This window comes from Acinetobacter sp. QJM3NY_42 (assembly GCF_056173745.1).
Window position 1 is genome coordinate 1,832,557 of record NZ_CM149689.1, and the last position, 20,075, is coordinate 1,852,631.

18 protein-coding genes and 1 tRNA gene are annotated in these 20,075 nt (G+C 38.8%); 5 read left to right on the top strand and 14 right to left on the bottom strand.

Annotation, left to right across the window (positions count from 1 at the left end):
- Positions 1 to 213 precede the first annotated feature (213 nt).
- The 5 genes from lptB to AC0VYT_RS08615 are packed head-to-tail and all read right to left on the bottom strand — an operon-like array spanning position 214 to position 3,619.
- On the bottom strand, positions 214 to 960 hold the full coding sequence (lptB, locus tag AC0VYT_RS08595) for an LPS export ABC transporter ATP-binding protein (RefSeq protein WP_005019697.1): 747 nt from the start codon (positions 958 to 960) through the stop codon (positions 214 to 216).
- A complete protein-coding gene (lptA, locus tag AC0VYT_RS08600) occupies positions 960 to 1,526 on the bottom strand; it encodes a lipopolysaccharide transport periplasmic protein LptA (protein ID WP_005019696.1) in 567 nt (188 codons plus the stop codon). The genes lptB and lptA overlap by 1 nt, the downstream gene beginning before the upstream one ends.
- A complete protein-coding gene (lptC, locus tag AC0VYT_RS08605) occupies positions 1,510 to 2,058 on the bottom strand; it encodes an LPS export ABC transporter periplasmic protein LptC (protein ID WP_005019695.1) in 549 nt (182 codons plus the stop codon). Before lptC ends, lptA begins: the two co-directional genes overlap by 17 nt.
- 39 nt (positions 2,059 to 2,097) lie before the next feature.
- Entirely contained in the window at positions 2,098 to 2,637 is a 540-nt protein-coding gene (locus tag AC0VYT_RS08610) for a KdsC family phosphatase (protein ID WP_005019694.1), read from the bottom strand.
- A gap of 4 nt (positions 2,638 to 2,641) precedes the next feature.
- Positions 2,642 to 3,619, bottom strand: coding sequence for a KpsF/GutQ family sugar-phosphate isomerase (locus AC0VYT_RS08615; protein WP_005019693.1), 978 nt, complete (start codon positions 3,617 to 3,619; stop codon positions 2,642 to 2,644).
- A 210-nt stretch (positions 3,620 to 3,829) separates the two neighbouring features.
- On the opposite strand from AC0VYT_RS08615, the gene cysS reads away from it, so the two are divergent.
- Positions 3,830 to 5,251 carry a cysteine--tRNA ligase gene (gene cysS / locus AC0VYT_RS08620; protein ID WP_005019687.1) on the top strand — a complete coding sequence of 474 codons (1,422 nt, stop codon included), beginning with the start codon at positions 3,830 to 3,832 and terminating at the stop codon, positions 5,249 to 5,251.
- Positions 5,252 to 5,420: 169 nt separating this feature from the next.
- A tRNA-Gly gene (locus tag AC0VYT_RS08625) sits at positions 5,421 to 5,496 on the top strand.
- 107 nt (positions 5,497 to 5,603) lie between these two features.
- On the opposite strand, the gene AC0VYT_RS08630 is transcribed toward AC0VYT_RS08625, so the two are convergent.
- Positions 5,604 to 6,068, bottom strand: coding sequence for a 2-thiouracil desulfurase family protein (locus tag AC0VYT_RS08630; RefSeq protein ID WP_005019684.1), 465 nt, complete (start codon positions 6,066 to 6,068; stop codon positions 5,604 to 5,606).
- Between the two features lie 428 nt (positions 6,069 to 6,496).
- Between AC0VYT_RS08630 and AC0VYT_RS08635 the strand changes: the two genes are divergently transcribed.
- Together AC0VYT_RS08635 and AC0VYT_RS08640 are read left to right on the top strand one after the other, a co-directional pair.
- On the top strand, positions 6,497 to 7,285 hold the full coding sequence (locus tag AC0VYT_RS08635; protein WP_005019682.1) for an amidohydrolase family protein: 789 nt from the start codon (positions 6,497 to 6,499) through the stop codon (positions 7,283 to 7,285).
- Entirely contained in the window at positions 7,215 to 8,087 is an 873-nt protein-coding gene (locus AC0VYT_RS08640) for an amidohydrolase family protein (RefSeq protein ID WP_080548199.1), read from the top strand. Before AC0VYT_RS08635 ends, AC0VYT_RS08640 begins: the two co-directional genes overlap by 71 nt.
- A gap of 111 nt (positions 8,088 to 8,198) precedes the next feature.
- Here AC0VYT_RS08640 and bla read toward each other — a convergent pair whose 3' ends face one another.
- The 3 genes from bla to AC0VYT_RS08655 all read right to left on the bottom strand — a co-directional run bounded on the left by bla (position 8,199) and on the right by AC0VYT_RS08655 (position 13,725).
- Positions 8,199 to 9,062 carry a putative subclass B3 metallo-beta-lactamase gene (bla, locus tag AC0VYT_RS08645; RefSeq protein WP_005019677.1) on the bottom strand — a complete coding sequence of 288 codons (864 nt, stop codon included), beginning with the start codon at positions 9,060 to 9,062 and terminating at the stop codon, positions 8,199 to 8,201.
- A 350-nt stretch (positions 9,063 to 9,412) separates the two neighbouring features.
- Positions 9,413 to 10,513 (bottom strand): 5-methyltetrahydropteroyltriglutamate--homocysteine S-methyltransferase, encoded by a 1,101-nt coding sequence (locus AC0VYT_RS08650; protein WP_005019675.1) that lies wholly within the window; start codon positions 10,511 to 10,513, stop codon positions 9,413 to 9,415.
- A gap of 644 nt (positions 10,514 to 11,157) precedes the next feature.
- On the bottom strand, positions 11,158 to 13,725 hold the full coding sequence (locus AC0VYT_RS08655) for a bifunctional diguanylate cyclase/phosphodiesterase (protein ID WP_005019674.1): 2,568 nt from the start codon (positions 13,723 to 13,725) through the stop codon (positions 11,158 to 11,160).
- Positions 13,726 to 14,411: 686 nt separating this feature from the next.
- Between AC0VYT_RS08655 and AC0VYT_RS08660 the strand changes: the two genes are divergently transcribed.
- Positions 14,412 to 16,019, top strand: coding sequence for a purine-cytosine permease family protein (locus AC0VYT_RS08660; RefSeq protein WP_005404850.1), 1,608 nt, complete (start codon positions 14,412 to 14,414; stop codon positions 16,017 to 16,019).
- A gap of 410 nt (positions 16,020 to 16,429) precedes the next feature.
- On the opposite strand, the gene AC0VYT_RS08665 is transcribed toward AC0VYT_RS08660, so the two are convergent.
- From AC0VYT_RS08665 to AC0VYT_RS08685, 5 genes are all read right to left on the bottom strand, one after another.
- The gene (locus AC0VYT_RS08665; RefSeq protein WP_005019671.1) at positions 16,430 to 16,999 is read right to left on the bottom strand and encodes a HupE/UreJ family protein; all 570 of its coding nucleotides are present in this window, start codon (positions 16,997 to 16,999) and stop codon (positions 16,430 to 16,432) included.
- 10 nt (positions 17,000 to 17,009) lie between these two features.
- A complete protein-coding gene (gene ureG / locus AC0VYT_RS08670) occupies positions 17,010 to 17,624 on the bottom strand; it encodes an urease accessory protein UreG (protein ID WP_005019668.1) in 615 nt (204 codons plus the stop codon).
- Between the two features lie 56 nt (positions 17,625 to 17,680).
- A complete protein-coding gene (locus AC0VYT_RS08675; protein ID WP_005404453.1) occupies positions 17,681 to 18,346 on the bottom strand; it encodes an urease accessory protein UreF in 666 nt (221 codons plus the stop codon).
- Complete coding sequence (ureE, locus tag AC0VYT_RS08680; protein WP_005404452.1) at positions 18,333 to 18,818, bottom strand: urease accessory protein UreE; 486 nt, start codon at positions 18,816 to 18,818, stop codon at positions 18,333 to 18,335. The genes AC0VYT_RS08675 and ureE overlap by 14 nt, the downstream gene beginning before the upstream one ends.
- 125 nt (positions 18,819 to 18,943) lie before the next feature.
- A complete protein-coding gene (locus AC0VYT_RS08685) occupies positions 18,944 to 20,062 on the bottom strand; it encodes a V-type ATP synthase subunit I domain-containing protein (RefSeq protein ID WP_005404451.1) in 1,119 nt (372 codons plus the stop codon).
- Between the last annotated feature and the right edge of the window lie 13 nt (positions 20,063 to 20,075).

Genomic DNA, 20,075 nt, shown 5'->3' on the forward strand with positions numbered 1-20,075 from the left:
GGGTTACAGTGTTGAACGCTTTGCTATAGGTATAATTTGGAACTTTTACATTTTACATATTTTTAATAACTGAACCGTAATTTTTGTTAAATAGTTTTACTGGTTTTTAAAATTGTAATTAAGGAAAAAGCTCACAAGATTTATTTTAAATTTCAGTAAAATAAAAGAGCTTATGAGCAGTTTAGAAGTAGGATCAAAAAAAAGACTGTCTAATTAAACTGTGAAATCCTCACCTAAATAGACCTGCCGCACTGTTTCATTTTCCAAGATTTCTTGCGGTGTACCCTCTGCAATCACTGCACCTTCACTGACAATATAAGCTTTTTCACAAATAGCCAGGGTTTCACGAACATTATGATCAGTGATGAGTACACCGATGCCACGTTCTTTCAGATTACGAATAATATCTTTAATATCGCCTACTGAAATCGGATCAACGCCTGCAAAGGGTTCATCCAGCAGCATAAATTTCGGATCGGCAGCCAGAGCACGTGCGATCTCGGCCCGACGGCGTTCACCACCAGAAACACTCATACCTAATGAATCTTTAATATGAGTAATTTTGAAGTCATTCAGTAGTTCATTCAAACGTTGCTGACGTTGCTGTTTATTCAGGTCTCTACGGGTTTCCAGAATCGCCATGATATTTTCAGCAATTGTCAGCTTGCGAAAAATTGATGCTTCCTGAGGCAAATAGCCAATTCCCTTACGCGCACGCTCATGCATGGCCAGATCTGAAAGATCCAGATGATCCAGATGGATTTCACCTTTATCCATACGGACCAAGCCGACCACCATATAAAAACTGGTCGTTTTACCGGCTCCATTTGGACCCAGGAGACCAACAATTTGACCGCTCTGCATGGAAAAAGACACATCTTTCACAACCCAGCGTTTGTTATAGTTTTTTGCCAGATGCTTAATAGTAAGGGTTTGTGGCTGGCTTAGTGATTGCTCCATTAATCACGTGCTCCCGGGAAATTTTTTGAAGCTGATGGTGGAATAATAATCTGTACCCGGCCTGTCGATGAACCTGTACTGTTTGATGAGCCAACAGCCTCGATATCGCCTTTATTCATGCTATAGCGCAGGGTGTTTCCACGAATACTTGCTCCATTCTGATAGAGATAAGCTCCACCAGAAAGCGTAATAATACCAGTTTCAGCATTGTAAACTATCTTTTGGGCTTCGCCACGAGCCAGACCTTTATTGGTATCGAGCTGCTGCTGGAACTTGGCAGGTTTGCCTGTAGCAGTAATCGTACTGATCTGGCGGCTTTTATTAAGCTGAGCCACAATTGAGTTGGCTTGAAGCTTCATAGTACCCTGTTCGATAATAACATTACCGGTATAAGTGGTTATACCAGTTTTTTCATTATAGGTTGCGCGGTCAGCAACCAGTGATATCGGCTGATTACGGTCAGAAGGTAGAGCCAAAGCGGCTACAGAGGTTACTCCGAGCAATGCAGTAAGTACAGCCTGTCTCAGGAAAGTTGAAGTTCGGTTATAATTAAGTGCTTGGGACATACTTTCCTCGAATATTAAAGAATTCGTATTGACCTTTATTTAAATTGGCTTTTAAACCTTGACTTACAAATTCTGCCTGAGGTGACTGTACAATAACCTGATGGTCAGTTTCCAGCTGCTTTAGCTTGGGATAACCTGTCAATTTATCGGTACGAAACTCCATAGGCCCTTGTGCGCCCAAACGGGTAGCCACTACATCCTGCGATAAGACAATTTTTTCATTGTCGTTAAAGCTATTGGCCTGACGTGCAAAGAAAGTAGCATTAACTGTCCCGTCCTCATACATAGAAGCATCCAGATTATCAAGCCTGGACGTTTTCTGTTGCATATCCTGTTCCAGTCGGTCAACCTTGGCTTTTACATACAGATTACCTTGCTCATTTGTTTGAGTAAGATGAATGCCTTTTGCGGAATAAGTCATGTTACGCCCTGAATTCACCTCAAGCCGTTTGCCCTTTCCACTGAAATAATAATAACCACCGCTTAGGGCTGCTATTAAAATCGCAACAACGTATAAAACTCGGGTATCCATAAGCGTGGTTCTAAGTTCTTTAAATCAGGACATCTGTTATTAATGTGGTACAGCAAGATATTTTTCAAGAAGTTCTTGGTAAACACCTTTTGCATTTAATAATATATCGCATACTTCCCGTACTGCACCGCGACCACCCATTGACTGGGTTACCAGATCTGCACGGCGGCGTACTTCCACATGACCATTAGGTACAGTAACTTTCATACCAGCAATCGCAAAAGCAGAGAGATCAGGCCAGTCATCTCCCATATACAGGCAGTCTTCTGGTAAAAGGCCAAGCTGCGCACAGGCTTCACGTAATGCTACACCTTTGTCTTCACGGCCCTGATAAACCAGATCAACACCCAGACTGGACATACGGGTATGTACGATATTACTGCTGCGACCGGTAATGATGATGACTTTCATACCTGCCTGCTGCACCAGCTTCATTCCCAGACCATCACGAATATCAAAAGACTTGATTTCATCGCCACTATTAGTGAGAGTAACAAAACCATCACTTAAAATTCCATCAACATCCAGAACCAGGGCCTGCATATGTCGAGCCTGTTCAAGTAAAACATACGATGCCATAGTTTTAATTCACTCCAGCCTGAATCAGATCATGCATACTGATAACACCAATAACTTTATTCGACTGATCTACGACCACAAACTGATTGATCTTTTTATCACGTAATAATTCAAGTGCCTCAACAGCACGCGCTTCCTGAGAAATGGTATACGGATCTTTGATCATTACTTCCGATACCGGCAGGTTTACATCAAAACCTTGCTGACGATCAATCAGACGACGCAGATCACCATCGGTAAAAATACCCAATAAAGTATTTTGTGTATCTACAACAGTGGTTAAACCCAAGCGTTTATTGGAAATTTCATAGAGAACTTGATTCATCGGTGTATCAGGACTGACTTTTGGCAGCTCATCATCTTTATGCATCAAATGTTTTACATGCAAAAGTAAACGTTTGCCTAATGCCCCAGCCGGATGAGAGCGGGCAAAATCATCCGCCGTAAAGCCACGCGCTTCTAGCAGTGCGACCGCAAGTGCATCACCTAGGGCCAATGTAGCAGTAGTGCTTGAGGTTGGCGCCAGACCCAGCGGACAGGCCTCTGTTAACTCGCCAAGCGTTAATGCAACATCAGCATTCTGTGGCATTGGGCCACTTTCAGTACCACTGATAGTAATTAAAGGCACTTCCAGATGTTTGATCAAAGGCATGAGCATCATGATTTCATCGCTTTTGCCAGAATTAGAGATTGCAATCAGCACATCTCCACGGACCAGCATGCCCAGATCACCATGTCCTGCTTCACCCGGATGCATAAAGAATGAAGGCGTTCCAGTTGAAGCAAAAGTTGCGGCCATTTTACGGCCGATATGTCCTGACTTGCCCATACCTGTAACCACAACACGGCCTTTACACTGCAAGATGATTTCGCAGGCGCGTTCAAAGCGTGTATCAATCTGTGCAGCCAGAATCTCTAAAGCCTGCTGTTCTATCTGTAATGTTTCTCGAGCAACTTTTTGAAAATCAATCTGCTGCGTCATATTGGATGAATTCAAGCTCAACTTACCTTAACTCTTTAAGAGTTGAATAATGTCAGGAGAAAAATTTTTCCCATTTTAACATAGGTCTGTAAAAGTCCGCTTTCTAAATCTGAACTTTTCACAAGTCTATAAAATTAATGCATAAAACTTTATGAAATATATCGCTTCAGTTATGATGAACTACCTTTGTTTGAGCATGTGAAGACCTGTATGCAGCCATTTGTTTTATACAACTCGGAGCAACGTAAAAAAGTTGAATTTGTACCGCGCAAAGCGGGCCATATCGACATGTATGTTTGCGGCATGACCGTGTATGACTACTGTCATATTGGACATGCACGGGTCATGGTTGCGTTTGACTATATTATCCGTTTTTTGCGCAGTCAGGGTTGGGAAGTCAAATACGTACGTAATATTACTGATATTGATGACAAGATTATCAAACGTGCCAACGAAAATGGCGAAACAATCCAGGCTCTGACCGACCGTTTCATTCAGGCCATGAATGAGGATGCGCATCGTCTTGGCTGTCTTGCACCGGATGAAGCACCACGCGCAACTGAATATATCGACCAGATGCAGAACATGATTGGCAAGCTGGTAGACAATGGTAGTGCTTACCCGGCAACAAATGGCGACGTTTACTTTCAGGTTGAACAGTTCAATAAATATGGTCGTCTCTCTGGCCGAAAACTTGATGACATGCAAGCGGGAGCCTCTGATCGGGTTGATGTGGAAGTCGACAAGAAACATCCTTTTGACTTTGTTCTCTGGAAACATGCCAAAGAAAATGAGCCTTTCTGGAATTCTCCATGGGGCAAAGGACGTCCAGGCTGGCATATTGAATGCTCGGCCATGTCGACCTGCTGCCTCGGCAATCATTTTGATATCCACGGTGGCGGCAGTGACCTGCTATTTCCACATCATGAAAATGAGATTGCACAAAGTGAAGCCGCAACTGGTGAACAATATGTAAATTACTGGATGCACGTCGGTTTTATTAATGTAGACGGCGAGAAAATGTCAAAATCTCTCGGTAACTTCTTTACTATTCGTGACGTGATGGAGAAATTCCATCCAGAAGTTATTCGCTATTTTATCGTGTCTTCACACTATCGCAGTCCGGTCAACTTTTCTGATGTAGCACTTAAAGAAGCTAAAACAGCCCTTACCCGGTTTTACCATGCTTTTAAAGCATACCAACAGCAGTTTAATGAAGAACTGACAGATCATTTTAGTCAAATACATCTTGAACGCTTTAATGCCGCAATGTGTGATGATTTTAACACCGCGGAAGCAATGGCTGTTCTGTTTGAACTTGCAAAGGAACTCAACCGTGCCCTGAAAGAAGAAAATGCTGAGCAGGCTAAAGTTTTTTATTCCACATTGCGTCACCTGACCAATATTTTAGGTCTGGTTCAGCACAATGTAGATGACTTTTTGAGATCTGATATTGGTCAGGAAGCACTTGGATTGTCTGAAAGTGAAATTGAAGAGCTTATTCAGCAGCGTGTAGATGCGAAAAAAGCAAAAGACTTTACCAAAGCAGATTCCATCCGACAAAATCTGCTGAACCAAGGTGTGGTTCTTGAAGATACCCGTCAGGGCACCTTATGGCGACGTGCAGATTAAACAAGCCGGACAAAGACTATTTTTAGTTTTTGTCCTGTTTTACTGAATATTTCTCGGAATTAACACTGAAAAATATCTCTATAGAGTTGTGAAAAAGTTTAAAATACCATCGGTTGATACAACAGCTAATTGACAAGCCCGGAACAGGCCTTATAATACGCTGCATATTGCGGGAATAGCTCAGTTGGTAGAGCACAACCTTGCCAAGGTTGGGGTCGCGAGTTCGAGTCTCGTTTCCCGCTCCAAAATTTAAAAAGCCTTTATCTTAGAGATAAAGGCTTTTTTTATGGCTCTTCTATTCTATTAAGAATAAATAAGGTCTGACATAGCATCAGAATTTTTCTATAAAAGTTTAATTAAGCTGTTCCATAAATTCATCTTCAGTCATCACGATGATCCCATGCTGCCTAAGTAAAATAGCAGTCATTCCTTCGCCTAGAATTTTCTTTCCGGTAAATGAGCCATCATAAATCAGTTTTGAACCACAAGATGGACTGTCTGCTTTTAGAATGACATGGCTGATATGATTCTGTTGTACCATTTTCAAAGTTTGATAGGCGCCATTTATAAAAGCCTGTGTGACATCCTGACCCGATGAGTCTAAGACTACTGCCTGCTGATTAAATACGTCTTGTGCCTGACCACCTACAATTTCAGCAGGTAATCGTGGTGTACTTAACCCTCCTGCTACTTCTGGACAGAAACTGATTGCCTGATGCGATTCAATTAAATATTTCAGCTTTTCCTGCAAGCAGTTTCCACCGTTGTAGCGCACATTCTCACCAACCAGACACGCACTAATTAAGTATTTAACCATAATAATTTTTCTACTCTCTATCTCATCTGTTCAATTTTAAAGGCAGCTCTCGATAAAATATATTTCTTTAAGTTCTGTATTCTCGAAATAAAATGATTAATCAATCAAGATATTCTATATTTAACTGATTATAAAATCTCTAGAATGAAATATTAAAAATATTTTTTAATTATATTATAAGTTTAGACCTTTATATTTTAATTATACCTTTAAAGGTATAATAATATACCGCTTAGGTTTTTGACTCATTTCATATTATCTCCTAAGTTATGCGGCGTAACATTTCAGATCAAGACTATTAATCAAGAAAACTTTTATTAAATTATTTTCAGGTAGTAACCCAGAAATAATAACAAGGACGACCCTATTATGTTTCAAAAACACCGCATATTTTTTAGCTTACGCTGGCAAGCACTTTAGCCCTCACCTTGGCTGCTTGTGGTGATGATAAATATGAGCAGATACGCTCAGCGGATCTGATTTTTGAAAGCGGTTCAGTTTATACCATGGACCCCAAATTGCCAGAAGCAGAAGCGGTAGCAGTCAAAGAAGGTAAAATTGTCTATGTAGGTGATGATACGGGACTAAAAGAGTGGCGTGGCAAGGACACCCAAATAATAAACTTGAAGGGAAAAATGTTGCTCCCTGGCTTTGTAGATACGCATAATCATGCTTATTTACGTGCAGAAAATATATACTGGGTAAATCTGGAAGCCCCTTCTTTGGACTCTTATAAAGCGGCTACCCAGAATTTTCTTGCAAAGCAGCCTGAAGCCAAGCAGGTACGTGGTGTCGGATGGAACTTGAACTATGTACTGGCACAGGCAAAAGCAGCAGGACGTTCGCCAGCACAACTGCTGGATGAAATTGTGGGTAAAGATATTCTGGCTGTATTTATTACTCATGGACACCATGAAGTATGGGCAAATACCCGAGCCATGCAAAATGCAGGTATCAATGCAACTACTCCAGACCCGGTGGGAGCATTTATTGACCGCGATAGCCAAGGTACCCCAACCGGAATCTTCCGTGAGTTTGGAGCACAAAATCTGGTTATTAGTACACTTCCCCAACCTGACTTTACAGTAGCCGAATATAAAGCTGCCATACTTTCATTTCAAAAAAAATCTGGCGCCACAGCGTGGTGTGACTTCTGTTCTTGTGCCATTGCATTATCCAACAGACAGTTTTCTGGAGGCTATAAAAGCTCTAGATAGTGAAGGTGAATTAACCGTGCGTTATGATTTATTACAATGGGCAGATGAAACACGTGGTACTGAACAGATTCCAGGTTTCGTAGAACGCCGTGCAAAATATCATGGCAAATTCTTCAAGACAGATTCAATCAAAATTTTTGGCACAGGTGCAAGCAGTACATATGGTTCAGTCGTCTGGGATCAGGAAGTTCTGAAAAAAACCGTAGCTGCATTGGACCGTGAAAAATTCCGCATCTATATTCATGATATAGGGCCAACCAGTACTTACAACCTTATGCTTGATGCTTTGGAGTATGCCCAAAAACAGAATGGCAAGCGCGATGCACGCCACATGATTACACACGTCAGTGATGAGGCTATCCCGACTATACCGCGCTTTCTCTCATTAGGTATCCGTGCAGATGGTCATCCCTTACCTAAAGCATTTTTCGATACCAATGTACAGCTTAGTTCATCTAGTGATTATCCAGTACGTGAATTCTATCCGATGACGCGAATCTCTGCCGGTGTTCAATCTGGCATCCCTTTAAGCAGAATGCTTGCCAGCCATACAATCAACGGCGCTGAAGCAATTTTTGCTGAAAACGAAACTGGTTCAATTGAGGTAGGTAAGGCTGCTGATCTGGTTGTAATGAGCCATAATTTATATAAGCTTAAGGCTGAGGAACTGGAAAAGGCTGAGGAACTGGAAAATGCACAGGTTCTAATGACTATGTTTAATGGCAAGATTCTCTATGATGCTCAAACCGATCACACATCGAAAGAGCGTGTGACTGAGCAACCAGATAGCCATGATCATTAATTATTTCGGGGCAACCTTTAATAAAGTGAAAGTAAGGTTATAGTTTGAATGGGCTAGTATTAATTTAAGAAAAATTAGAGCCGTCTTTATGAGAGAGGCTCTTTTAATATATTATTTTTTCTGGTTATCAAGAGACTGATTAAAAGAAAATTCAGCATCTTTAATAATTTTTTCCAGGAGTTTCCGATCTGTGAAAGCATCAAGCTGTCCTGCCTCAGACTTCGCTTTTCGATTCATAAGATCGGCTGCTTCAGGATGGCTGGTCAGTACAATATCAGCAGGCATTTTGCTTAAGCGGTGAAAACTCAGCTGATAATCCTGTACGATACCTGGATAAGTCTGATTATTCGATAATACATTTCCGGCAACAGATAAGCTGCATGGAAATACTACATTCAGAGTTTTTCCATGTTCTTTTAAACTGGTTGACCAAGTGGTACACCCAGGAGTGTGGCCGGGAGTTAAGGTTGCCTTAAGATGTATTTTTCCCATTTTAATGACTTCTTTATCTCTTAATATATGGTCAACTTTAACCGGAGTATAAGAAAAGGACTGAAGAATATTGTCTCCTTTAGGCTTACCTGTTGTTAAAGCTGTAACCTCTTTATCCATAGCAAATACTTTAGCACCTGTATTCTTCTGAATTTGCGCTAAAGCTCCAACATGATCCCAGTGTGCATGGCTGACCAAAATAATCTTTACATCTGAAAGGTTTAGCCCAAGTTTCAGTATATTCTGCTCAATTAAAGCAGCATTTTCAGTTAGGCCTGTGTCAATTAATATAGCTTTAGAACCAGAAACAAGAAGATACGAGCCTAAACCACGCGTACCCACATAGTAGATAGAACCAGCAATCCTGAAAGGCTCTATACTTTGTGTCCATTCTGCCGGTAGCTTCAAAGGCTCGGCAAGGATATTGCCTGTAGAGACTGTAGCAAGACCGAAAATGAATAAAAACGTATTTCTAATCTTCATTTAAAACATCACCTGATATTTATACTGTCGAAAATAAATAAAGGATTTTAAAAATTAATCTATTAAATTAAAATATATTTTCAAATTATATTTTAGGTTTGGTTTTTAGCTGCAAGAATATTAAAGCTGTTAGAATAATCCTTTATTTTAAGTTTATAGTTAAAAAAATAATGAGCCAGTCTTTAGTTTTATTAAAATTAACTTTTTTATAAAACTGGCTACTTGTAATAAGTTAAAAAATTTTCTTATAAAGTTTCTCTTATAATTAATTTTTTATTATTATTTTTAGAATACTGGATTTTTTATCCAGTTTTATACTTAATACCTATCCAATAGAGTTAATTCTAAAATTACTCTCCCCATACTTCTGCCACAATTTCATTCACCAATTGAAGTTTGCGCCACTGTGCGTCGTAAGGGACCCTATTTCCTTCTTCGGTTGAAGAGAAGCCACATTGTGGACTAAGTGCGAGCTGTTCAAGTGGTAAATATTGGGAAGCTTCATGAATACGTGCGATGATGGCCTGTTTATTTTCCAGCTCTTCTACCTTCGAAGTAATCAGACCGAGAACAACTTCTGCATTACTGCCTTGTAGTTTAGCTAAAGGTTCAAAACCACCTGCGCGCTCTGTGTCATATTCCAGAAAATAGCGGTCTATATTTTTAAGATGTTTAAAGATATAGTCTTCTATCGATTCATATCCACCCTGGTAGTGCCAGGTAGAAGAAAAATTACCACGACAGATATGCAGACCAACCACCAGATCTTCGGGCTTATTTTCAAGGGCAATATTCAGGGTCTGAACACAAAAGTCAGCTAACTGGTCCAAGTCGACCCCGGCGGCTTGCTCACGCGCACGGTCTTCTTCACTGATCAAATACGCCCAGAATACATCATCAATCTGCAAATATCGGCAGCCCAAGTCATAAAATGCTTGTACTGCTTTGCGGTAAGCCAGTCCCAAGTCAACCACATATTGCTGAATATCTTCACCATACGTATTATTAAAACGTAATTTAGGCCGCATCATCATATTTGGACTTGGAATGGTCATTTTAGCCATACCATTAGTGCCTACCGCATCATGCAAAAATTTATAATGCGCCAGATGTGGATGATTTTCTGGAAAATCAAGTTTGCCTACAATACGTACATTATGGGGCTTGGTCTCGACACCATGAAACTTTAAACCGACACTATCCTCATACCCTTCAGCACCGATCAGGTTTTCCATAAAATCATAATGCCACCAAGCACGACGTAATTCGCCATCAGTAGTTGCCTTGATATTATTTTCTTTTTGCAACTCAATAATCTTTAATATTTCTTCATTTTCGATCTGAGTAAGTTCAGCTTGGCTCAATTTGGCATCAGCAACAGCTTGACGTGCTTCTTTTAGTCGTAAAGGACGCAGGAAAACTGCCCACATGATCAGCTTTATAGCCAGCATATAACTTTCGGGCTTGAGGAGATGTATTGCTCATAAATCAGTTTTAATGTTAATAAAATTCAATATAGATATATTAAATACAATTTTATTCACTTTTGCGAATGCTCAAAAAACAACCTTAAAATAAATTATAAATATAAAAAACAAAACCTTATATTAATATTTGCTGATTAAAACAACACTATAATGAGTAAAACTCAAGTTAAATTGAAAATATATCAGCCTGTGAAGTGGTAGAATTTAAAAAGGGCTTTATTTATCAGTCAACTGTTATTTGAATATTTAAATATGACTTCTTAGAGTTTAGAAAATAATAAACTAATAACAATAGATTGAATTCATCAAATTCTTAGCCAAAAGTTTTTTTATTTAGTTGTAGTACTGTAAAAATTATATCAACCCACAACAGCCAGAATTTTCTGACTCTGCAAATGCCTTTTAATAGCCTCCAATTTTTATCCGTATTTAATCATTCTATTGATGGTGTTATTTATAACAAATGTCATTACTCATAAGTAGCAACTATGGGGCACCAACTAATTCAGCTCTTGAATACAATTTGATCTATATGAGAAACAGCGATGTTCTTGTCATAGGTGTACTATGCAATTTATTTTTTAGACCTTATTCTTCTGCAGTACGTATTAGCCTAATGATGAAATATAGATGGTTTTTAATTCAGTTATAGGCGCAGGACGGGCATAAAAATAACCTTGTAAAAGATCACAGCCCTGCTGGTAGAGAAAGGCCGCCTGTTTCAGGGTTTCAACTCCTTCGGCTACAACTTCCAGGTTTAATTGATGAGCCAGATGGATAATGGACTGAACTATCGCAGCATCCTGGTCACTCTCTGTAAGATGCTCAATAAAACTGCGATCCAGTTTGATCTGGTTAATTGGTAAACGTCGTAAATAGCTTAAACTGGAATAACCTGTACCAAAGTCATCTATAGATACCTGTACCCCTAGCTCTCGTATAGATTTTAAAATTTCAATAGCACGGTCAGCGCCAATAATTACCATACCCTCAGTGACTTCTATTTTGAGAAGCTCAGGTGTTAATGTGCTAATGTCCAGTGCATGTTCCAGTTCTTGCAAGAAACCTGCTCTACGAAACTGTAAAGGCGAAATATTAACCGAAACAGTAAGCTGACTTTGATGAGTCTTATTCCATTCAGCAATATCCATACAGGCTTTTTTGAGCACCCATTGTCCAATTGCAACAATCTGTCCCGTTCTTTCAGCTAAAGGAATAAAAATATCAGGAAAGATATATCCCCGCTGTGGATGATTCCAGCGGATGAGTGCTTCCACGCCTTTGGCCAGACCTGTTGCAGGATTAATCAAGGGTTGGTAAAAGAGGTTAAATTGATTATCGTTTAAAGCTTCCATCAGCTCTAGGCGTAAGTGCGCATAGTCAATTTCTGGCATAACTTTTTTATTGGCTTCTTCATACCAGTGCCAGGTATTACGACCTTGTCTTTTTGCTTCTTTCATGGCTAAAACAGCATGATATAAAAGTTCTGACGAACGCTGTATAGAACAGTCATCAGCGACAATACCAATACTGGCACTCAGATGGATTTTATGCTCATCAATTTGAAAAGGTTGTGTAAAGAGTTTTAGAATCTCTTCAGCAGTTGTAATTACTTCTGACCGTTTATTTCGATTCACCATTAATAACGCAAACTCATCACCTGCAAAACGGCCCAGGAAATCGCCAGTTTGTAAAAGTGCTTGCAGGCGATCGCTTACACTTTTAATAATCTGGTCACCAATCAGGTGCCCCAGACTATCATTGAGCGGCTTAAAATCGTCTAGATCAATATAACAGAGGAATAAAGGCTTGGAACTATGATGTTGAGTTTCGAAGGCCTGCTGTAAGTTGGTTTCAAAGGTCTGCCGGTTAGCTAGACCAGTCAAATGATCGTGACTATGCTGATGGGTAATATAGTCTTCATGAATACGCTGTTGAGTAATATCTTCCTGAATTCCCAAAAAATGTGTACATCTACCTGCCTCATCAAAAACCGGACCCAACATTAAACGGTTCCAGAACCAGCTCCCGTCTTTACGATAATTTTTAACGGTTACTTGTATCTCTTTGTGTTCTTTTAAAGCCTGCTGTACTAAAGCAATCTTTTCAGCTTCTGTCTCCGGTCCTTGCAAAAAGTGGCATGTCTTGCCCATAACATCTTCTTCGGTATAACCCGTCATATGTAAAAAGGCTGGATTAACATAAACGATTTTTCGCTCGGCGGTAGCATCCGTAATTATAATTCCATTAGGACTGGCATTCACTCCACGTTTTAATAACCGCAAGTGTTCCTGATTTTTACGCCGTAATGTAATATCACGGGCAATACCGAATACTCCTGTTACCTGATGATTTTGTTTAATCGGTAAATTAGTCAGATCGAGCCAGATCATTTCACCAGAAGCATGATAAGCCGGAATTTCATAGTATTGTGCATTTCCCTGCATTGCCTCTTTAAACGCTTTATCTGCAATATCACGATATTCAGCAGGTAAAAATGAACTGTAATGCTTTCCCCTGATTTGCTCATCAGAAAAACCAATAATTTTACGAGAGGCAATATTTGTACTCACCATGATACCTTGCGTATCAATTTCAAAAATTGCATCAGGGTGATAAGTATAAAAAGAACTATATTTTTCGCTTATTGCAATTCTCTGCTTGCGTTCAAGGTCAAGTTCGATTGCCAAGGCAACCATGGCCGCAGCCTGTTTTAATAACTTGATATTATGATCAGTAGGTTTTCTTAATGTCCGATAATAAGTTGCAAACGTCCCGTAAAGAGTTCCCCGTGCACTAAGAATAGGCGTCGACCAGCAGGTATAAAGCTTTTCGAGCTTGATCGAGGCCTGATAGGGAGTCCAGTAAATATCTTTCAATAAATTTTCACTGACGACCATTTTACGCAAATATGCTGCCCTGCCACATGTTCTTTCATCTGGTGCAATATTTATATTGTCTATGGTCTCCCCATACTGTTTAGAAAAATTCTGCTTGCCGCTAGTAAATTTCAGAATTTGTTCCTGTTCAGAATAAAGCATAATTGCTACAAGAACATTTGAAATGCGGGACTCTAGCCAGGTACTTGCCGCGCTTAAAATAAGATGAAGTTCAGTATGCTGACCAATCAGATTAAAAATATAGTAAGTATCGTGGTCATCACAATTGTTATTCATTTAGAATCCCTAACCTCCTTGGCTCTCTTACATTCTAGCTTTATCCCTAGCCTTATTATTATAACAAACTACCTTAATTCACCATTTTTCTACATTAGTTGCCTATTTTTTGTTTTTAGAAAGTAATCTTGATTCAGTTTTACCATTTTTTATCTGCTGAAATCTAGCTCCAAGAAGGTTTTAATTAGAATTAAATCAATCTGGCCCTGATCCAGCTTCATAGTTTAATTTTTTACATAATTAAAATTTTAATAAAATCTATTAGACTTTTATACTAAAGATATAAATGTATAGATATTAGCTTTAAGTTAATTTAAATAATATAGGTTAATACTTATTAATTTCTTATAAATATAAATTTTAAATTTATTTCTTAAGCAAAATAGAATAATTAAAATATATTACCTTATACCATTTATAAATTTTAATTTACATAAAGATAATAAAACTATATAAAAATAGATTTCAATCGAATATATATAATTTTCTAAGGCCGCTTTATATTGGGGCTTAAATTAGTTCTATTTCTAAAAATTTACATAAATTTTAAATTAGATCAAGAATTTTATTTAAATATTAATTTATATTTTTCAGCAAATTAATATATTTTATTTTTTATTTAGAAAACTGGCACTACTTTTGCTAAGCATTTAGACAGACACAAAATAAAAACAGGAGTGTTTGTGATGCATAACTCATCAGCAACAGATGTACTAGAGAATAGTCCTTCTTCTGCCGCCAATGAAACCCTAGAGGATTATACGTTACGTTATGCGCCTCACAGTTTTAGACGCTGGAGTCCAAAGGTAGTAGCCATTACAGCATTAGGCGGAATTGCTTATCTGGCAGATTTTTCTATTGGTGCCAGTATCGGCATGGCATATGGTACTACAAATGCAGTGTTTTCAATTCTATTTGCGGCGCTCATTATTTTTTTAACAGGTATTCCACTGGCTTATTATGCAGCACGTTACAATATTGATCTGGACCTGATTACACGTGGAGCTGGATTTGGCTACTTTGGTTCAGTGCTAACCAGTATCATCTTTGCCAGTTTTACCTTTATTTTCTTTGCGCTTGAGGGATCAATTATGGCGCAAGGCTTGTTACTGGGTTTAGGTATTCCCCTCTGGGCAGGCTATCTGGTCTCTACCGTGCTGGTTATTCCACTAGTTATTTATGGTATGAAAGCTCTCACTAAATTACAGGTCTGGACTACCCCAATCTGGCTGATACTGATGATCGGACCGGTCGCTTATCTGATTTATCAGGAACCTGATCTGATAAGCCAGTTTGCTGCTTATGGCGGAAATGAGGGATTTGCAGTATTAGACATGGCAGCAATCATGCTGGGTGCAGGAATCTGTCTTTCACTCATCATGCAAATTGGTGAACAGATTGATTACCTGCGTTTTATGCCCGCTAAAACTAAGGAAAATAGTAAATCCTGGTGGATCGCAGTAATTTCTGCAGGTCCGGGTTGGGTCATTTTGGGTGCAATCAAGCAAATTATTGGGGCATTTTTAGGTTTTTATCTTCTTACAAAAATTCCAGACGTAAATAGTACTGAACCTGTGCAACAGTTCAATGCAGCATTCCATGACATGTTACCAGGCTGGCTGGCTCTCAGTCTTGCTGTCATTCTGGTGGTAATTTCACAGATCAAAATCAATGTTACCAATGCCTATTCAGGATCACTGGCTTGGACGAGTGCTTATACCCGTATTACCAAGCATTATCCGGGTCGGATTATCTTTGTGATGGTCAATCTGGCCATTGCACTGGCACTGATGGAAGGCAATATGTTTGCAGTTTTAGGTAAAATTCTAGGTTTTTACTCTAACTTTGCAATTGCCTGGGTAGTTGTGGTTGCGACTGATATTGCTATTAATAAATATGTACTAAAGCTTTCTCCTAAAGAGCCTGAATACCGCCGTGACATGCTTTATAACATTAACCCGGTAGGCATGGTGTCATTTCTGGTAGCGGCTGGTTTATCTATTGCGGCATTCTTTGGCCTGCTTGGTGAATTTCTGGCACCTTATTCCCCACTGATTGCACTATTGGTAGCCTTTATCCTGACGCCCCTGATGGGTTTACTGACCAAGGGCAAATACTATATTAAAAATAGTAATGATGGTCTGAAAGAGGCACGCTACGATACAGAAGGGACACCGGTAGCAACTGTCTATCACTGTGTAGCATGTAATGAAAATTATGAACGGCCAGATGTGATGTATTCGCATCGGCACAGTGGAGTGATCTGTTCTTTGTGCAAAACAATGGAAAAATAATAAATATAAGAGAACAAGAATAAAAATAAAGAAAATAATAAAATCATACATCAGGCTTCTATTTAGAAGCCTATTTTTATTGCCAGATATTAATATTTGTACTGATTAATTTATTTCAAAGTATTTATTATTAATTTTTTAAAATAATTAATTCACTCTTATTTTTAAATTCAATGATAATTAAAAAATAAAATATTTTATATTTAAATATCTCTATTATTAAATTCTTCAGCTACTTTAGACTATAGCGATAATTAACTTAATATAGATAATGCTAATTTTCTAAAGCTGATTACTCATGCCTTAACTTGATACAAGGCATGATGCATAGCTACTTGTATCCATAGAATTTCAGAAGATTTAAGAGCCAAATAAGTATTTAGCTCTTAAACAGCAGGAAATAAGAAAAACTAAGTAAGGCCTATCAGGGCCACAATTGCTGCACATGCCCCAACGATTTTCTTGCCATAAGGAATATAGCGTATGATCAATGCTCCAAGGCCCAAGCCTGCGATATAAATCAAAGACATCGCTATTATCATACCTGAAACAAGTCCGGCGATATGGCCTGAATGACCGAGCTCATTACCATGAGCAATACCATGAAAAGTTACCAGTAATGCTGTAGCCACAGGTAGAATTATTCTGGATTTTGACCATAGTGCAAGAGTAACCATCAACAGTGAGGCAATAATGCCATACTCGGCAAGACTGCTCGAAAATAACTGTTGCTGACCCAGCACGAAACCAAATACCAGTGCGGTAGCCATACTGGCCATGCCAAGTATTTTCCACTGTCTGGCTGCGGACCAAAGTAAAACGCCCAACGCCAGTGCCATAATCATATGGTCCATGCCTGTAAAAGGATGCAGGAAACCCGCGCTAAAACCTGAATGATGGTCATGCCCCGGATGTGCCTGACTGACTTCCGGTATCAGGCCAAGCATTATTAAACTGGCTCTTTGAATGATATTTTTCATATAAGTGTCCTCAGGCTTTAAATAGTCCTTGTTTTTCAATAAATTCTATAATTTCATTTAAACCATCTTGGGTTTTCATGTTGGAAAATAAAAATGGTTTTTCACCACGCATACGTTTGGCGTCTTGGTCCATAACGTCCAGATTTGCTCCAACCATTGGCGCCAGATCAGTTTTATTGATAATCAGAAGATCAGATTTAGTAATTCCCGGCCCGCCTTTACGTGGAATTTTTTCTCCTCCTGCAACATCGATGACATATAGTGTCAGATCAGAAAGTTCAGGACTAAACGTTGCGGCCAGATTATCTCCACCACTTTCAATAATGATCAGTTCCAGTCCATCAAACTTCTCACATAAATCATCAATCGCTGCCAGATTAATTGAAGCGTCCTCACGAATAGCAGTATGCGGACAACCTCCCGTTTCTACCCCGACAATACGATCTGGACTCATAGCCTCATGACGGGTCAGGAAGTTTGAATCTTCCTTGGTATAGATATCATTAGTGACCACGGCCATATTGTATTTATCCCGTAAGACACGGCATAGATTCAAGGTAAGAGCTGTTTTACCTGAACCCACCGGTCCGCCAATGCCTACTCTTAATGGACTACGTTCTGTCATCTTGTTTTCCTTTTTAATTTCACAACTTACTTTGAATTTTTAAACCAGCGCTTCATTCACGACCTAAATAAACGTGAATATTGGGTTTCATGTGCCATACTCAGCATGGCATATTGCGGCAAATTACTACTCAGTTCATCATCCTGTAGTGTTAAAGCCTGCTCTACCGCCTGCGGGATCAGTTCATGCAGATGCCATAGAATGCGCTGGCCACTCATCTGTCCAAGTGGAATAGTCTTGACTGCTGCCAGTACCTGATTTTCCAGAACACTAAAGGTATAAGCAGTTAAGACATCAACTATATTTAGTTGTAGTTGGCCACATAACTGGGCATATACCGGAACAAAACCAAACTGTTTTTTAACAGTTACTGGAAGTTTTAGAACATCTCGTATCCAGGCATTTAGAGAAAACGCCAGTTGCTGTGACTCCGCCAGCAATTCTCTGCTTTCACGACTGGCACGATATAAGTTTGCCCAGTATAAAAATTGCTCTTCATTGGCGTAAAACTGTATCAGGCGTTGAAGTACAGGCAATTCAAAGCGTACTAGCAGCATTTCAAGTACTTCTTCAAAATAGGCAATACTAGAAACTTCATCATGAATAAAGCCCTGATCAATCGCACTTTCCACCCCCTGCGAATAGCAGTAAGCGCCTACCGGCAAGGCTGTAGAAGAGAGTGTTAGCAGTTTGAGAAGCTGGCTGGCATTAGTGATGGCCATGAGCATGTAAAGCTTTAATTGGACTTAGACGATGTTCATGACTGTGTTGTGCATAGGCACCACTTTCTGGTTCAAAAGGATGCTCGATCTCAGCAACGGTTAGACCCAGTCCTGTAACCATTTCTGCCAGCACATGGTCAGGTTCAAAATATAAAGCGCTAGGTGTGAGCATCAGCGGAACATGACGGTTACCCAGGTGGTAGGCTGCTTTTACCAAATCAAAGTCGCTCTGGGCGATCACCTGCATCAAACGTTCAGGTTTGGCATCTATACGCAAAATATCACCCTGCTCTGTGGCAATAAATGAACCACTTCTTAAAATACCTGTACGAGGTAAATCTGCACCAATATCGATACCTGAATTTAAGGTCGCACGAAAACGGCTTTTTTGACGGGTATCAAATGTCAGCTCAACAATTTCAAAGGAACTGTTATGGTGAATAGTCTCTAATCGCTGGGTATAGATTTTCATGCTTATCCTTTTTAAAGCAAAGATCCCTAACAATTGAATGTTTTATAATTCTCATATTAAGTATCAGTAGTTTTACGCCTCAAAATTAAGCATTTTTCGTGCCAATAAGGTTTTTATTGGTGCATTTATTTCCTGAACTCGCCAATTAATTTAGTAAGTTGTTCCATTCCATCAAATGTAGTCGGAATTTTATCGTCAGAAGACACAAGTGGTGAGAAGATTATGTTCTCAAACTTTTCAAAACCAGATGAGTTTTTCTTATGTAACTTTTCAGAGTCTTCTGCATAGTTATAAATAAATTGGCAGAGCGCCATTCGTAGTTCAAGTTGCATCATTTGAGATTGAACCGAACGAACATGCTGTAGTCCTACTCTCACAAAATAAAAAACAATAATCATGAAGGTAGTAACGGGTAATGATAAATAAATAATAAATTTAAGTCCTTGCTCACCTAAACTGAAATATAAAAATATAAAAAGTGCGATTGAGCATAACGGCGTAAAAAATAACATTGCACCAAAAGCAGAATATCCATCCCTCCTACTTTTCAACTCCTCTTTTTTCTGTTCATAGAGTTGCTTAAACCCCTTATTTAAAAGAACAAAATCATATTTAATTTTATATTTTTCAAGTTTATTTTCTAAATTTTCTACTTCATCTCGCTTAGTTTCGAATGTACTATTCCAAGTATTGATAGCATTATTAGCTTCATTTAACTTATTATTTAATTCCACTACATTTTTAATTTCATTTGAATGAAATAACTCTTTAAAAATTTGGAATGGCAAATCTCTTTCAGCAAATCTAACATAGCGTCTAAAATTGGGATCATTAGAATATTTGGTACTAACAAAGTCAATAACACTGCCCACTTCCAAAGAAATTGAATTACTCAATCCACCTAGAATAAAAGTTAGTTCAGAAAAATAGATATTGATTAAATTTAAACTGATGTCGAATAGATAGATTAAATCAGATTCTGAATTACTATTTTTATATTTCTTGAGGGCTTGATCTACGACTTTTACGAAATCTGATACAGGTTGTTTCCTCGAATATTCGATATATTGATCATAATCACTTAAATCAAGATTCGTGTTAAAAACGCGGGTTGCAGTTAGAAAATGGTTGGCTAAGTTTTTAATACTTTCTGCGTACGTGTCATCTTCTATTATGCTCCTTGCCAGTGATTCGACCTGATCAAATTTAAGCTTAAATTCCTGACTTTCAAATTTAAAAGCCATCTTCACCCTCAAT

Coding starts and splice junctions, on each gene's coding strand:
- lptB (WP_005019697.1), bottom strand. CDS start 960: ATGGAGCAATCACTAAGCCAGCCACAAACCCTTACTATTAAGCATCTG.
- lptA (WP_005019696.1), bottom strand. CDS start 1,526: ATGTCCCAAGCACTTAATTATAACCGAACTTCAACTTTCCTGAGACAG.
- lptC (WP_005019695.1), bottom strand. CDS start 2,058: ATGGATACCCGAGTTTTATACGTTGTTGCGATTTTAATAGCAGCCCTA.
- AC0VYT_RS08610 (WP_005019694.1), bottom strand. CDS start 2,637: ATGGCATCGTATGTTTTACTTGAACAGGCTCGACATATGCAGGCCCTG.
- AC0VYT_RS08615 (WP_005019693.1), bottom strand. CDS start 3,619: ATGACGCAGCAGATTGATTTTCAAAAAGTTGCTCGAGAAACATTACAG.
- cysS (WP_005019687.1), top strand. CDS start 3,830: ATGCAGCCATTTGTTTTATACAACTCGGAGCAACGTAAAAAAGTTGAA.
- AC0VYT_RS08630 (WP_005019684.1), bottom strand. CDS start 6,068: ATGGTTAAATACTTAATTAGTGCGTGTCTGGTTGGTGAGAATGTGCGC.
- bla (WP_005019677.1), bottom strand. CDS start 9,062: ATGAAGATTAGAAATACGTTTTTATTCATTTTCGGTCTTGCTACAGTC.
- AC0VYT_RS08650 (WP_005019675.1), bottom strand. CDS start 10,513: ATGCTGGCTATAAAGCTGATCATGTGGGCAGTTTTCCTGCGTCCTTTA.
- AC0VYT_RS08655 (WP_005019674.1), bottom strand. CDS start 13,725: ATGAATAACAATTGTGATGACCACGATACTTACTATATTTTTAATCTG.
- AC0VYT_RS08660 (WP_005404850.1), top strand. CDS start 14,412: ATGCATAACTCATCAGCAACAGATGTACTAGAGAATAGTCCTTCTTCT.
- AC0VYT_RS08665 (WP_005019671.1), bottom strand. CDS start 16,999: ATGAAAAATATCATTCAAAGAGCCAGTTTAATAATGCTTGGCCTGATA.
- ureG (WP_005019668.1), bottom strand. CDS start 17,624: ATGACAGAACGTAGTCCATTAAGAGTAGGCATTGGCGGACCGGTGGGT.
- AC0VYT_RS08675 (WP_005404453.1), bottom strand. CDS start 18,346: ATGGCCATCACTAATGCCAGCCAGCTTCTCAAACTGCTAACACTCTCT.
- ureE (WP_005404452.1), bottom strand. CDS start 18,818: ATGAAAATCTATACCCAGCGATTAGAGACTATTCACCATAACAGTTCC.
- AC0VYT_RS08685 (WP_005404451.1), bottom strand. CDS start 20,062: ATGGCTTTTAAATTTGAAAGTCAGGAATTTAAGCTTAAATTTGATCAG.